Genomic DNA, 13,974 nt, shown 5'->3' with positions numbered 1-13,974 from the left:
ACGGATCCCCCGGCGTGGTCTCATCGCCGCGTGCCCACCGCCGCGGATGCCGACCGGCGGCGGCCCCGCGCCGCGCTGCTGGTCGCCGTGCTCGCCGTCGGCACGACCGCGCTTGCGCTGCTGCAGAGCCTCGTCGTCCCCGTCCTCGACGCCATCGGCGACCAGCTCGGCGTCTCGCCGGCCGCGGCCGGCTGGGTGCTGACCGCCAACCTGCTGGCGGCCGCCGTCTCGACGCCGGTCCTCGGCCGGCTCGGCGACACCTGGGGCGAGCGGCCGGTGATGATCGGCATCCTGGTCGCGATGACGGCCGGCACCCTGCTGGCCCTCGTGACGTCGTCCCTGCCGCTGCTGCTCGCGGCGCGGGTGCTGCAGGGCGCCTCCTACGGGCTGTTCCCGCTGTCGATCAGCGTGCTGCGCCGCGAGCTGCCGGCGGCCCGGCTGAACGTCGGCATGTCCGTGGTCAGCAGCACCCTCGCCGTCGGTGGGGTCGTGGGCCTGGTCGCCGCCGCGCTGCTCACGCACGACGGCGGGGACTACCACCGGCCGTTCTGGATCGGCCTGGCCGCCTCGGCCGCCGCCCTGGTGCTCGTCGTCCTCGTCCTGCCCCGGCGGCCGCCGACGGGGTCGGGCCGGGTCGACTGGTGGGGCGCGGTCGTGCTGGCCGGCGGCCTGGTCCTGCTGCTGCTGCCGGTGTCGCAGGGGAACGCGTGGGGATGGGACTCCCCCGCGACGCTGGGCTGCGCGCTCGGCGCCGCGGTCGTCCTCACCGGGTGGGTGCTGCTGGAGAGGCGCCGGGCGGACCCGCTCGTCCGCCCGGCCATGCTGGCCGACCCGCGCACGCTGGTGCCCAACCTCGCCGGGGTGATGACCGGCATCGGCCTGTTCGCCTCCTTCCTCGCCATCCTCCAGTTCGTGCAGACCCCGCCCGAGGTCGCCGGCTACGGGTTCGGCGCGTCGGTGGTGGAGGCAGCGGTCGTCTACCTGCTCCCCGGCGGGATCGCCGGCGTGCTGCTGGCGCCGGTCGCCGGCCAGGTCGTCGCCCGGGTCGGCGCGCTGCCCACGCTGCTGACCGGCGCGGCGTCCGGGCTGGCCGGCTTCCTGCTGCTGGCGCTGCTCCGGGACGCCGCGTGGCAGGTGGTGCTGGCCGGCCTGCTGACCCAGCTCTGGGCGACCGTGGCCTACGCCGCGCTGCCGGCCCTGGTGGTGTCGGCGGTCCGCCCCGAGGAGACCGGGGTGGCCAATGCGGTCAACTCGATCGCCCGCTCGGTCGGTCAGGCCGTGGGCAGCACGGTGACCGTCGCCGTCCTGGCCGCCGGGCTGGACCCCGCCACCGGCGCGCCGTCGGCCGCGTCGTTCACCGCGGTGGCGCTCGTGGGTGCGGGCGCAGCCGCCGCGGTGGTGCTGCTCACCGCTGCCGGGATGACCGGACGGCGCAGCCGCGGGCCGGACCGGCTGACCGACGTCGAGCGGGCGACGGCGGCGGCCGGCGAGTGGTCCCCGGTGAGCGGCCTGCGCTGACCCGCGACGTCACGGCCCGGCCACGACACACCGTCGGGGGCATGGAACAGGACCGTCCGGGGCACTTGATCTCCGACGAACTCCCACTCCGCCCGGAGGACACCCGATGGCCCGCTCCACCGGATCGCGCGGCGCTGACACAGCCGCGAAGGACACCCGGTTCTCCGGCAACAAGGCCGGCGACCCCGCACCCGACGACCCCAAGGTCAACGACGTCCGCTTCGACAAGGCGCCCCGCGGCACCGACACGAAGCCCACCACCGTCGGCACGCTCAAGCGCACGCTCAGCGAGTTCAGCGAGGACAACCTCACCGACTGGGCCGCGGCGCTGACCTACTACGGCGTCCTGGCGCTGTTCCCCGCGCTGATCGCGCTGCTGTCGATCGTGGGCCTGCTCACCAACCCCGAGCAGCTCACCACCGCCCTCACCGCGGTCGTGCCGCAGCAGGCGGCCAGCACGCTGAACCCCGTCATCCAGCAGATCGCCGGCAACACCGGCACCGCCGGCTTCGCCCTGATCCTCGGCATCGCCGGTGCGGTCTGGTCGGCGTCGGGGTACGTCGGCGCCTTCACCCGCGCCGCCAACGTCGTCTACGAGACGCCCGAGGGCCGCAAGGTCTGGAAGCTCAAGCCGCTGCAGCTGCTGGTCACGCTGATCGGCATCCTGTTCGCCGCGGTGATCGTGGCGATGCTGGTGCTCAGCGGCCCGGTCGTCGACGCCGTGGGGGAGGCCATCGGCCTGGGCGGCACCGCCCTGACGGTCTGGAACGTCGTCAAGTGGCCGGTCATGCTGGTCGTCCTGGCGCTCATGATCGCCGTCCTCTACTACTCGACGCCGAACGTCCGGCTGCGCGGCTTCAAGTGGATGAGCCCCGGTGCCGGCGTCGCCATCCTGGTGGCGGTGGTCGCCTCGGCCGCGTTCGCCTTCTACGTGGCCAACTTCGGCAGCTACAACAAGACCTACGGCGCGCTCGCCGGGGTCGTCATCTTCCTGATCTGGTTCTGGCTGATCAACGTCGCGCTGCTGTTCGGCATCGAGCTCGACGCCGAGATCGAGCGGACCAAGGAGCTGAAGGAGGGCGTGCCGGAGGCGCACAAGGAGATCCAGCTCGACGCCCGCGCCGAGCCGAAGCCCCGCAAGACGAACTAGAAGGACCCCCTGCCGCCCAACGCTCGCACGCTCGCGGCGGGACCCTGCAGGGGCCGGGGCCCGGGGGTCCCACGACGAGGGCCTCCTCCCGATCCGGGAGGAGGCCCTCGTCGTGGGATCAGCGGGACGTCGGCGGCCGGTCGCCGCGGCGGGCCGCTGGGACCCGCTCCACCAGCCCCGCCAGGCCGGCCAGCCCGCGGCTCACCGCCTCCCCCGCGGGCGCCAGCTGCCCCGGTGCGCGGCGGACGACCGCGTCGACGACGTCGCGGGTGCGGTCGAGCACCGACAGCGGCAGGGCCGAGAGCGCGTTGCCCGGCGGACGCCGGGAGACCGTCGGGTGCGCCCGGGTGGGCGCGATGCGCCGGGTGAACTCCCACTGCCGGCCCAGCCTCCGCAGCTCGGCCGGGTCGAGCCGCTCCTGCAGCCGCGGGAGCAGGACGTCCTCCTCGTCGCGCACGTCCTCCCGCAGCACCGCCACCAGCCGGGCCAGTCGCTCGGCGCGGCGGGGGTCGTCGTGGCCGAGCGTCTCCAGCTCGGTGACCAGCTCGTTGACCTCCTGGTGCTCCTCCTCCACCCGCAGCGTCAGCGCCTCGCCGTCGGGCAGCACCCGCCGCACGACCGGCCACAGCACCGTCTCCTCGGCGAAGGCGTGGCTGAACACCAGGCGGTCGATCCGGGTCAGCACGTCCTCCTGCGCCCGGCCGGTGGCGCCGTCCAGCTCGTGCAGCAGCCGGTCCAGCTCGACGTGGTCGCGGCGCTGGCGGGCCAGCACGCTGCCGGGACCACCCAGCTCCTCCACCGTCTGGTCGGCGATCGATCGGACCACGGCGGGCCCCTCTCCGGTCACGGGTCGAGCCGGGGTCCTGCCCGCGACGCGCCGTCGGCATGCGCGCTCAGCGGCCGGCCCACCACAGCTCCGCGGCCTCGGCCGGGGTCCGCCCGTCCAGGGCGACCAGCCGGTTGAGCCGCACCAGGTCGGGGGTGTCCAGGCGGGCGCTCACCTCGTCGAGGGCCGTGCGGAGCCCGTCCCCGGCCGCCTCCAGCACCGCCGTCCGCACGATCGGCACCACGTTCTCGTGCGGCTGCAGCCCGCGGTCGTCGTCGAGCAGCACCAGCTGGGCGTCGGCCAGCCGGGCGTCGGTGGTCTCGAGCAGGCCGACGTCGATCTCCCCGGCCAGCAGCGCCTCCGCCGTCGCGGCCCGCGACGGCATCGACCGCACCTCGCCGAACTCCAGCCCGTAGACCTCGCGCAGGCCCAGCAGGCAGTAGCGCCGCTCCGGGCACTCCGGCGGGCCGCCGAAGACCAGTCCGGGAGCGGCCAGCGCGAGGTCGGACAACCGCCGGACGGCGTTCTGCTCGGAGAAGGCCGTCCGGACGGCGAACCCGTTGTTGTCCTCGGCTGCCGCGAAGGCGAGGACCGTCGCCCCGCGCTGCTCCATGACCCGGGCCAGCTCCGCCCGAAGGTGGTCCGGTTCGCGCCGGACGGCCGGCCCGCCGGGGTTGACGAAGTCCAGCGCGGTGCCCAGGTAGTCGACGACGACGTCCACCACGTCCTGCTCGAGCGCGGGGAGCACCACCTCCCGGGTGCCGATGCCGTGCTGCACCGACACCGGCAGCCCCGCGCGGCGGACCGCCTCGGCGTACACCTCGGCCAGGATCTGGTTCTCGGCGAAGTCGTAGGAGGCGATGCGGACCGTTCCGTCACCGGTCGTCGGCGCCGGCTCGGGCGCCGTCGAACCGCAGCCGGTCAGGACGACGAGCAGCAGCACGGCCAGGACTGCCCGGGGACGCCGCATGGGGGCACTCCCTCCCGGCGGGGACGACGGAGCAGAACGCTAGCCCCGGACGGTGACGATTTCGATGGACCCGGAGCCCGTCGGGGAGCAGCATCGGGCGGCATGGCGTCGCCCCCGCACGCCGCCCCGGAGGCAGGCGCGGTCCGGCGACCCGGACCGCCGACGATCCAGCACGTCCGCCGCCGCCGCCGTCCCTCCGGTGAGCCGCCGCCGCTGCCGCGGCACCTCAACGCCTCTGGCAAGTGGTGGATCGGCCTGACGGCCGCCGTGTTCGCCGGCTGGGCGGCGGCCGTGGTCACCGACAGCGTGCCGCTGGTCGACCTCGCGGACACGCGGGTCCTGCAGGCGATCGCCACGCTGCGCTCGCCCGGCCTCACCGACGTCGCCGAGGTGGCCGGGGTGCTGGCCACGCCGCCGGTCGTGCACGCGCTGTGGCTGGGCAACCTGGCCGTGCTGGCGGTCTTCCGCCGCTGGCACCACCTGTTCACCTGGATCGGTGTGGCGCTGATCGTGGTGAACCTCGGGTCGCTGGCCACGCTGCTGCTACAGCGGCCCCGCCCGTTCGAGGTGGAACTGCTGGGCGCGTGGTCGGGCTACGCCATGCCGTCGCTGCCGGTGACCGTGCTGACCGCCTTCCTGGTGAGCACCGTCTACGCGCTCGTCCCGGCCGGCCGCTACCGCACGATCGGCAAGTGGGTCGTGGTCGGCCTGCTGGCGGTCACCGTCGCGTCCCGGCTCTACCTCGCCCAGGACCACCCCACCGGCGTGGTGGCCGGGGTGGTGCTCGGCGTCGCGACCCCGCTGGCCGCGTTCCGGCTGATGACGCCCAACGACATCTTCCCGGTGCGCTACCGCCGCGGCCGCCCCGCCCACCTCGACGTCACCGGCGCCCGCGGCGAGGCGATCGTGCGGGCGCTGCAGGACCAGCTGGGCCTGCTCGCCACCCAGGTGACGCCGTTCAACCTCGAGGGTTCCGGGGGCTCCACGCCGCTGCGGATCACGGTCAAGGCCGACGACGGCGAGAGCTACGTCTTCGGCAAGCTCTACGCCGCCACCCACGTGCGCTCCGACCGCTGGTTCAAGCTGGCCCGGACGCTGCTCTACGGCGGGCTGGAGGACGAGAAGCCATTCCACAGCGTGCGGCGGCTGGTGCAGTACGAGGACTACGTCCTGCGGCTGTTCACCGACGCCGGGCTGCCGGTGGCGCACCCGATGGGGATCGTGGAGATCACCCCCGAGCGCGAGTACCTGCTGGTGAACGAGTTCTTCCTCGGCGCGCAGGAGATCGGCGAGGCCGAGGTCGACGACGCCGTCATCGACCAGGGCCTGGCCGTGGTGCGCCGGATGTGGGAGATCGGCGCGGCGCACCGGGACGTGAAGCCGGCGAACGTCATGGTCCGGGACGGCACGCTGTACCTGATCGACTCCGCGTTCGCCGAGGTCCGGCCCAGCCCGTGGCGGCAGGCGGTGGACCTGGCCAACATGATGCTGGTGCTGGCGCTGCGCACCGATGCCGAGCGGGTCTACGCCCGCGCCCGGCTGCGCTTCTCCGACGAGGAGCTCGCCGAGGCCTTCGCCGCCACCCGCGGCCTGACCATGCCCACCCAGCTGCGCCGCTGCCTGCGCCAGGACAGCCGCGACCTGCACGCACAGTTCCTCCAGTTGCTGCCCTACCGGCTGCCGCCGGTGCGGATCCAGCGGTGGAGCTGGCGCCGCGTGGGCCTGTCGCTCGTGGCGCTCCTGGGGCTGCTCCTCCTGGCGGTCGTCGTCGCCGGCCTGCTGGACTCCCCGCTGTGACCGGCGCCCGGGCGGTGCTGCCCGCCGCGCTCGCGCTGGTGCTCACCGGCTGCGTCGCGCCGGCCAGCACCTCCTTCGGCCAGGCCCCCGCCTGCGAGATCGGGGACGACGGGAACGCGGCCGACGCCGTGGTGCTCATGGCCCAGTCGGTGCCGACGGCGTCGCGCGTGCCCTGCGTGAAGGGACTGCCCCTCGGCTGGCACTTCGCCGGCATGGACGCCCGGAACGGCGGGGCGGCCTTCTGGCTGGACTCCGACCGCGACGGGCTGCACGCCATCGAGGTGCAGCTGGCCGGCACCTGCGACACCGACGGCGCGACCGAGATCCCGAGCGACCGGGACGGCATGCGGCGCTACGAGCTGGTCAGCCAGGTCACCCCGCGGTACCAGGGCAGCCGGTACTACCTCTTCGAGGGCGGCTGCCTGACGCTGGTCTTCGCGCTCTCCGGCGACAACCGCGGGGAACCGCTCGCCCTCGCCGCGCAGGCCATCGACGTGCTGCGCCGCGACGAGCTCTCCGACCAGGTGCGCGAGGCGAGCGACGGGCGGCTGGAGCTCGACCCACCCGCGGACGCCGGGGCCCCGCGGTGACCGCCACCGAGACCCCCGTCCGGCCACCGCGCCCGCTCTGGCGCCGGGTGCTGGTGCCCGCCGCGTCGCTGGCCCTGGCCGCCGCCGTCCTCTGGTGGTTCCTGCCCCAGTTCACCAGCCTCTCGGCGGTCTGGGACACCGTGCAGGCGATGACCGGGGCGGAGCTCGGGCTGCTGGCCGCGGCGACCGTCTGGAACCTGATGACCTACCAGTTCGTGATGGTCTCGACGATGCCCGGGCTCACGCTCCGGCAGGCGACGGTGTCGACGATGACGACGACCGCCGTGTCGAACACCGTGCTCGGCGGTGCGGCGATCGCGCTCGGGCTGACCTACGGCATGAACACCTCGTGGGGGTTCTCCCGGTCCCGGACCTCGGTCTCGCTGCTGATCTCGGGCCTGTGGAACAACTTCGCCAAGCTGGCCCTGCCGGTGCTGGCGCTGAGCCTGCTGGCGTTCGGCTCCACCCCGAGCACCGCGCGGCTGCTGGGCGGCGCGGCGGGCCTGGCCGGCCTCGTCGTCGCCGTCGCCCTGCTGGCGCTGCTGCTGCGCAGCCGGGAGGGCGCGGCGCGGCTCGGCCGCGCGTTCGGGCGGGTGGCGTCGGCGGTGGTCGGCCTGTTCGGCCGGCCGCCCGTGCAGGGGTGGGACGCCGCGACGACGAAGTTCCGCGACCGGACGATCCTGCTGCTGCGGGCCCGCTGGCACTGGATCAGCCTCGCGACGCTGGTCAGCCACCTCTCGCTGTTCGTCGTCCTGCTGCTGGCGCTGCGGTTCGTGGGGGTGGACGCGGCCCAGGTGAGCGTGGTGGAGGCGCTCGCCGTGTTCGCGTTCGCCCGGCTGCTGACCGCCGTCCCGTTCACCCCCGGCGGGCTCGGGGTCGTCGAGGTCGCCATGATCACCGGCCTGGCCGCCGCCGGCGGTGACCGGGCCCTGGTCGCCGCCGCCGTCCTCGTCTACCGGGCGCTGACCTACGTGCTGCCCATCCCGCTCGGGCTGGGCACCTACGTGTTCTGGCGGCGCAACCACTCCTGGCGGCGCGAGCCCAACACCGCACCCCGGACACCGCTGGTCCCCGAGACGACCTGAGAGAGGCCCTCCTCCTCCCCACCCCCTCGCGAGCTCGGGGCGGTGCCCTGGAGGGGGGCCGGAGCTGATCGGAGTGTCCCCCGAGCGGGCGTTGCTGGCGCGCGGACGACCGTCCGCCGTGGTTGAGTTGCTCCGGTCACACCGCGAGCCACCGAGGAGACCGGCATGACCGACGCCGCCAGCACCAACAAGCTCGATGGCACCACCGACGGGGCCACCCAGGACGCCGGCGAGGCGGTGATGGGCCTGGACATGCTCCTCGTCGACGGCGCCCGGGGCCCGCTGCGCCGGATGATCCCGCCGGCGAAGACCGTGCTGCGCCTCGGGGGCGCGCTGGCCCGCCGCCGCGACGCGGTCGCCCAGCGGTCGAAGGACCTCGCCGGCGACCTCGGGCGGGTGCTCGCCGGCAGCTCCGACATCGAGCCCTCCCCCAAGGACCGCCGCTACGCCGACCCCGCCTGGACCGGCAACCCGCTGATGCGCCGGGCGATGCAGGCGCACATCGCGGCCGCGCGGGCGGCGGTGGGCCTGGTCGACGACGCCGACCTCGACTGGAAGGACGACGAGCGGATCCGCTTCACGCTGACCAACCTCGTCGACGCGCTGGCACCGAGCAACACCCCGCTGAACCCGCTGCTGTGGAAGGCGTTCATCGACACCGGCGGGCGCAACGCCGTCAGCGGGGCACGTCGGCTGGTCAACGACCTCGCGACCAAGCCGCGGGTGCCCTCGATGGTCGAGCCCGACGCCTTCACCGTGGGCGAGGACCTCGCCGTCACCCCGGGTGCGGTCGTGCTGCGGACGCCGGTGTTCGAGCTCATCCAGTACCGGCCGACCACCGAGACCGTTCGCCAGGTGCCGCTGGTCATGGTGCCGCCGACGATCAACAAGTACTACATCACCGACCTCGCGCCCGGGCGCAGCATCGTCGAGCACTACGTGGCCGCCGGCCAGCAGGTCTTCATGATCTCCTGGCGCAACCCGGACGAGCGGCACGCCGACTGGGGCATGGACACCTACGGGCAGGCCGTCCTCGACGCGATGGACGCCGCCGAGCGGATCACCGGCAGCGACCGGGTCGCGCTCCAGGGCTTCTGCTCCGGCGGGATCATCCTGGCGATGGTGCTGGCCCACCTCGCGGCCACCGGCGCGCAGGAGCGGGTGACCGCGTCCAGCTACGCGGTCACCGTCCTCGACTGGGGGAAGGCCGGCACGCTGGGCGCGCTCATGGACGAGGAGGGCATCAAGGCCGCGACCGAGAAGTCGCGCAAGAAGGGCTACCTGGACGGCGCGTCGCTGGCCGAGGTCTTCGCGTGGCTGCGGCCCAACGACCTGGTGTGGAACTACTGGGTCAACAACTACCTGCAGGGCAACCCCCCGCCGGCCTTCGACATCCTCTACTGGAACTCCGACACCACCCGGATGAGCGCCGGTCTGCACCGCGACTTCATCGACGTGGCCTTCGGCAACAAGCTCACCCGGCCCGGTGCCGCGACGATGCTGGGCTCGCCGGTCGACCTGTCCAAGGTGGAGATCGACGCCTACGTCACCGCGGGGATCGCCGACCACATCTGCCCGTGGCAGTCCTGCTACCGGACCACGCAGCTGCTCGGCGGGGCGAGCCGGTTCGTCCTCTCCACCAGCGGGCACATCGCGTCGCTGGTCAACCCGCCGAGCAACCCCAAGGCGTCGTTCCAGGTGGCGCCGGAGACCCCGGCCGAGCCGGAGCGGTGGCTGGAGCTGGCCGAGAAGCAGAAGGGCTCGTGGTGGCCGGACTACGTGTCCTGGCTGGCCGAGCGGACCGGTGACGAGGTGCCCGCCCCGACCTCGCTCGGTTCCGACGAGCTGCCTCCGCTGGCCGAGGCCCCGGGCACGTATGTCTTCGACAAGTAGGCCCCCGCTCCGGCCGCGCACCGCGGCGTCGGGGCGGGAATCCGCCCGGGAGACGGTCCGGAACCTCACCGTCGCCGGGCGCACGCTGCGGGTGGCGGTGCGCCACGGTGAGGACCACGCGGTGCCACCGCTCCTGCTGATGAACGGCATCGGGGCGAGCCTGGAGGTGCTGCAGCCCTTCGTCGACGCCCTCGACCCGCGGCGCACGGTGATCCGGTTCGACGTGCCGGGCGTGGGCGGTTCGCCGCGCCCGGTCGTCCCCTACGTGCTGGCCACGTTCAGCCCGGTGGTCGCCGGGGTGCTCAGCCAGCTGGGCCACGAGGACCCGGTCGACGTCCTCGGGCTGTCGTGGGGCGGCGGGCTGGCCCAGCACTTCGCCGTCCAGCACCGGCGGCGCTGCCGGCGACTGGTGCTGGCGGCCACCGGTACGGGGTCACTGATGGTGCCCGGGCACCCGCGGGTGCTGGCCCGGATGCTCACCCCGCGCCGGCACCGCGACCCGGACTACACCCGGTCGGTGGCCGGCACGATCTACGGCGGCTCGATCCGGGACGACCCCGCCCTGGCGGCGCGGGTGCTGCACTCGGCCACGCGGCTGGGGCCGCGGCGCGGCTACTACTACCAGCTGGCCGCCAGCGCGGGCTGGAGCAGCCTGCCGTTCCTGCGGCTGATCCGTCAGCCCACGCTCCTGGTGGCCGGGGACGACGACCCGATCATCCCGGTGGTGAACGCGCGGATCATGGCCCGGTTGATCCCCGACGCGCAGCTGCACGTCTACGGCGGCGGGCACCTGGCCCTGATCACCGACGCCCCCGTGCTCGCCCCGGTCATCGAGCGCTTCCTCGACTGACGGTCGCGGACCGGACTCAGCCGGTGGGGACGGCGGTGCGCCGCAGCGCGCCGGCGTCGGCCGCCGGCATCGGTCGGTACAGCAGGTAGCCCTGGGCCTGGTCGCAGGCGTCGGCGCGCAGCCGGTCCAGCTGGGCCGGCTCCTCCACGCCCTCGGCGACGACGGTCAGGCCGAAGGTGTGCGCCGCCCGGATGATCAGCGCGACCAGCTCCCGGTGGCCGGGCTCGGTCGAGGCGATGAAGCTGCGGTCGATCTTCAGCGTGTCGACCGGCATGTTCCGCAGCTGGCCGATCGAGGTGTAGCCGGTGCCGAAGTCGTCGATGGCGATGGCGACGCCCATCTCACGCAGCGCCTCCAGGTGGGTGATCGCCACCGGGTCGCTCACCAGCACGGTCTCGGTGATCTCGACGATGAGCAGGGCGGCGGGCAGCCCGGACGCGACCAGCGCGTCGGCGACGTCCTGGACGACCCGGCGGTCGGCGAGGTGCCGGCCGGAGATGTTGACCGCCATCGTCGGCTCGGCCTCGCCGGGAGCGGGCGGCTCGGCGGCCCGCCAGGCGGCCAGCTGCGCGGTGGCCTGGTGCAGCACCCAGCGGTCGAGGTCGCAGATCAGCCGGCTGCCCTCGGCGACCGGGATGAACTCGTCGGGCGGGACCATCCCGTGCCCGGGGCGGTTCCAGCGGATCAGCGCCTCGTAGCCGATCACGCGGGAGCGGCCGACGTCGACGACCGGCTGGTAGCGCAGCTCCATCTCGCCGTTCTCCAGGCCGGCGGTGATGGCCGCCTCCAGCTCGGCGCGCTCGGACAGCTGCAGCCGCAGCGTCTCGTCGAACATCTCGGTGCGCCCGCGCCCGCGGCGCTTGGCCCGGTAGGCGGCGGTGTCGGCCTCGGCGAGCAGCAGGTCGGCGTCCGTGCCGGCGTCGCGGCTGACCGCGACCCCGACGCTGGCGCCGACGCGGACGTGGTGGCCCGCGGCCGTGATCGGCTCGCTGACGGCGGCGATCAGCCGCTCGCCGAGCTCCTGCAGGTCCCGCTCGGCGCGGACCCGCTCGACCAGCACGACGAACTCGTCGCCGCCGAGGCGGCAGACGACGTCGCCGGGCCGGACGACGGCGGCCATGCGACGGGCGACCTCCCGCAGGACGTCGTCGCCGCAGGCGTGGCCGTGGCTGTCGTTGACCGCCTTGAAGCCGTCGAGGTCGACGAAGAGCAGGCCGGTCATCTCCCCGGAACGCTGGGCGCGGTGCAGCGCGGCGGTGACCAGGGTGAGCGCCTGGGCCCGGTTGGGCAGCTCGGTCAGCGGGTCGTGGGTCGCCTGGTGGGCGAGCGCGTACTGCAGCTCCTCACGGGCCCGCACCGAGGAGACGATCTCCCGGACGGAGGCGTGCACGACCTCGCCGAGCGGGCCGGGCAGGGGCTGGTCGAGCACGGTGTTGGCCAGGTCGCCGCGGGCGACGGCCTGCGCCTGGTCCTGGATCCGCCGCAGCGAGGCGACCGCGGAGCCGAGGGCGCCGGAGACGGTGCGGACCTCGCGCGGGCCGGCGACCTGCACCTCCACCAGCGAGCCCTCGCTGATCTGGGTGGCCTGGCCGGCGAGCAGGCCGAGGGAGCGGGAGACGCTGCGGCCGAGGAAGAGGGCACCGAGGAGGGCGGCCAGCAGCAGGCCGAGACCCAGCTGCAGGGTGGTGGTCAGGCGGCCGTTGGCCAGGTCGCGGTCGGCGGCGGCCAGCGCCTGGGCGCTGTCGACGGCCCGGACGACGAGGTCGGCGAGCCGCGCGTCGCGCTCGTTGCCGAGGAGGAGCGTCGAGACGAGCTGGGTCAACGGCAGGCGGGCCTGGCCGGACTCGAACTGGTCGGAGAGCAGCCGGTCGAGCCGGGTCGTCACGGGGTCGGTGCGCAGCTGCAGCCAGGCCGTGCGCAGCGACTCCTGCGACAGGTCGTCCATCTGCCGCCGCGCGTCGGTGTAGGCCAGCCAGGCGTTCTGCCCGGCCAGGCGCGAACCCGCGCTGAGCTCACCGGCGTCGAAGTGCCCGGCCAGGAACAGCGGCATCTGCCGGCTGGCGGCCTGGGCCAGCTGGGCGACGATCTCGACGTCCCGGGTGGCCCGCAGCGTGGTGGCCGGCACCTCCTCGGAGCTCGCCGCGGCGGCGGCCCGGCGCTGGGCGGTCAGCAGCGCGCTGGAGACCTCGAGGTAGTCGACGTAGACGTCCTCGATGCGGAAGGCCCCGCTCTCCGTCCGGGCACGCAGCCCGGTCAGGCGGTCGGCGGCGTGCCGCGCGGCGGCCGCGCCGTCACTGCTCGAGGGGACGGCGGCCAGGGCCCGGTCGGTCGTCTCCCGGGCCTCCTGCGCGGCCGCGACCGCGCTGTCCCGCTGGCCGGCGAGCAGGAACGACGGGATGCCGAGGCTCACCGCGGCCGAGGGGTCCTCGATGACCGCCAGGGACAGCACCGGCACGATCTCGTGCTCCACGCTGCTGCGGGCGGCGTCGAGCTGGGCCACCGCGCGGACGGCCTCCTCGGCGCGGGCGGCGCCGGCCGCCTCCGCCGTCCGGCTCCGCGCGATGACAGCGGTGAGCACGACGACGCCGAGCACGGGGATGAGCACGAGCGCCGTGAGGTAGAGCCACAGGGGCGCGCCGCGTCCGTGCTGACGTGCCGGCCGGCGACCCAGGTTCCGCATGACGTGGTCATCGACGGGGACGGCGCCGTCCCTGACGACTCTCCCCCGCTGGGGTGAGCGGGTCGGCGGTGCCCTGCCGGTCCCGGGCCCGGCAGTGGTCCCTGCGTCAGCGCGGCGGGGTCAGCAGTCGCAGTCGCACGTCCCGTCGCAGCAGTCGGGGTCGCAGATCGGGGTCAGCTCGCGCACGTCGTCTCACCTCCCTCCACCGGTGGGCACCAGGTGCCGGGGGTCGGGGGCGGGCAGTCGGCGTCGGGCAGCGCGTCGGCCATGGCCGCCATCTCGGCGCGCAGCGCGGCCAGCCGGGCGATCTCGGCGTCGACCTCGGCCATCCGCCGGCGCAGCAGCGCCTCGGCCGGCTCGCAGGGGCAGGAGCCGGTGTCGCGGACGGCGAGCAGGCCGCGGATGTCGGCCAGCCGCAGGCCCAGCCGCTGGGCGCCCTGGATGAAGCGCAGCCGGTCGACCGCCCCGCCGTCGTAGTCGCGGTACCCGGTCGAGGTCCGGGCCGGCGCCGGCAGGAGACCGGCCCGCTCGTAGTACCGGATGGTGTCCGGCCGGACACCCACGGCGCGGGCCAGCTCCGCGACCCGCAGCCCGCGCCGGACCGTCGTCGTCATG

At 74.6% G+C, this 13,974-nt stretch carries 11 protein-coding genes; 7 read left to right on the top strand and 4 right to left on the bottom strand.

Annotated features, from left to right (window positions below):
- The first annotated feature begins 30 nt into the window (after positions 1–30).
- Entirely contained in the window at positions 31–1,518 is a 1,488-nt protein-coding gene (locus MY526_RS05150) for an MFS transporter (protein ID WP_436703397.1), read from the top strand.
- A 106-nt stretch (positions 1,519–1,624) separates the two neighbouring features.
- The gene (locus tag MY526_RS05145; RefSeq protein WP_436703396.1) at positions 1,625–2,668 is read left to right on the top strand and encodes a YihY/virulence factor BrkB family protein; all 1,044 of its coding nucleotides are present in this window, start codon (positions 1,625–1,627) and stop codon (positions 2,666–2,668) included.
- A 118-nt stretch (positions 2,669–2,786) separates the two neighbouring features.
- Here MY526_RS05145 and MY526_RS05140 read toward each other — a convergent pair whose 3' ends face one another.
- Both MY526_RS05140 and MY526_RS05135 read right to left on the bottom strand, forming a co-directional pair.
- Positions 2,787–3,494 (bottom strand): hemerythrin domain-containing protein, encoded by a 708-nt coding sequence (locus MY526_RS05140; protein ID WP_436703395.1) that lies wholly within the window; start codon positions 3,492–3,494, stop codon positions 2,787–2,789.
- A gap of 67 nt (positions 3,495–3,561) precedes the next feature.
- On the bottom strand, positions 3,562–4,464 hold the full coding sequence (locus tag MY526_RS05135; RefSeq protein WP_436690225.1) for an ABC transporter substrate-binding protein: 903 nt from the start codon (positions 4,462–4,464) through the stop codon (positions 3,562–3,564).
- Positions 4,465–4,566: 102 nt separating this feature from the next.
- Here MY526_RS05135 and MY526_RS05130 point away from each other — a divergent pair, with 102 nt between their 5' ends.
- The 5 genes from MY526_RS05130 (at position 4,567) to phaZ (ending at position 10,679) form a co-directional block, all read left to right on the top strand.
- A complete protein-coding gene (locus MY526_RS05130; protein ID WP_436703394.1) occupies positions 4,567–6,261 on the top strand; it encodes a phosphatase PAP2 family protein in 1,695 nt (564 codons plus the stop codon).
- The gene (locus tag MY526_RS05125) at positions 6,258–6,851 is read left to right on the top strand and encodes a hypothetical protein (protein WP_436690229.1); all 594 of its coding nucleotides are present in this window, start codon (positions 6,258–6,260) and stop codon (positions 6,849–6,851) included. Before MY526_RS05130 ends, MY526_RS05125 begins: the two co-directional genes overlap by 4 nt.
- Positions 6,848–7,936 carry a lysylphosphatidylglycerol synthase transmembrane domain-containing protein gene (locus MY526_RS05120; RefSeq protein ID WP_436690231.1) on the top strand — a complete coding sequence of 363 codons (1,089 nt, stop codon included), beginning with the start codon at positions 6,848–6,850 and terminating at the stop codon, positions 7,934–7,936. The genes MY526_RS05125 and MY526_RS05120 overlap by 4 nt, the downstream gene beginning before the upstream one ends.
- Positions 7,937–8,101: 165 nt before the next feature.
- Entirely contained in the window at positions 8,102–9,829 is a 1,728-nt protein-coding gene (locus MY526_RS05115) for a PHA/PHB synthase family protein (RefSeq protein WP_436703393.1), read from the top strand.
- On the top strand, positions 9,813–10,679 hold the full coding sequence (gene phaZ, locus MY526_RS05110) for a poly(3-hydroxyalkanoate) depolymerase (RefSeq protein WP_436690235.1): 867 nt from the start codon (positions 9,813–9,815) through the stop codon (positions 10,677–10,679). The genes MY526_RS05115 and phaZ overlap by 17 nt, the downstream gene beginning before the upstream one ends.
- Positions 10,680–10,695: 16 nt before the next feature.
- Here phaZ and MY526_RS05105 read toward each other — a convergent pair whose 3' ends face one another.
- Together MY526_RS05105 and MY526_RS05100 are read right to left on the bottom strand one after the other, a co-directional pair.
- The gene (locus MY526_RS05105; protein WP_436703392.1) at positions 10,696–13,359 is read right to left on the bottom strand and encodes an EAL domain-containing protein; all 2,664 of its coding nucleotides are present in this window, start codon (positions 13,357–13,359) and stop codon (positions 10,696–10,698) included.
- A gap of 173 nt (positions 13,360–13,532) precedes the next feature.
- The gene (locus MY526_RS05100) at positions 13,533–13,973 is read right to left on the bottom strand and encodes a heavy metal-responsive transcriptional regulator (RefSeq protein WP_436690238.1); all 441 of its coding nucleotides are present in this window, start codon (positions 13,971–13,973) and stop codon (positions 13,533–13,535) included.
- Position 13,974: the final 1 nt, after the last annotated feature.

The sequence above is a fragment of the Geodermatophilus sp. CPCC 205761 genome (assembly GCF_051383655.1).
GTDB lineage: Bacteria > Actinomycetota > Actinomycetes > Mycobacteriales > Geodermatophilaceae > Geodermatophilus.
Note: the sequence above shows the minus strand (reverse complement) of the source record. Positions and strands in the feature narration are given on the sequence as shown.

Coding starts and splice junctions, on each gene's coding strand:
- MY526_RS05145 (WP_436703396.1), top strand. CDS start 1,625: ATGGCCCGCTCCACCGGATCGCGCGGCGCTGACACAGCCGCGAAGGAC.
- MY526_RS05135 (WP_436690225.1), bottom strand. CDS start 4,464: ATGCGGCGTCCCCGGGCAGTCCTGGCCGTGCTGCTGCTCGTCGTCCTG.
- MY526_RS05115 (WP_436703393.1), top strand. CDS start 8,102: ATGACCGACGCCGCCAGCACCAACAAGCTCGATGGCACCACCGACGGG.
- phaZ (WP_436690235.1), top strand. CDS start 9,813: ATGTCTTCGACAAGTAGGCCCCCGCTCCGGCCGCGCACCGCGGCGTCG.
- MY526_RS05105 (WP_436703392.1), bottom strand. CDS start 13,359: ATGCGGAACCTGGGTCGCCGGCCGGCACGTCAGCACGGACGCGGCGCG.
- MY526_RS05130 (WP_436703394.1), top strand. CDS start 4,567: ATGGCGTCGCCCCCGCACGCCGCCCCGGAGGCAGGCGCGGTCCGGCGA.
- MY526_RS05100 (WP_436690238.1), bottom strand. CDS start 13,973: ATGACGACGACGGTCCGGCGCGGGCTGCGGGTCGCGGAGCTGGCCCGC.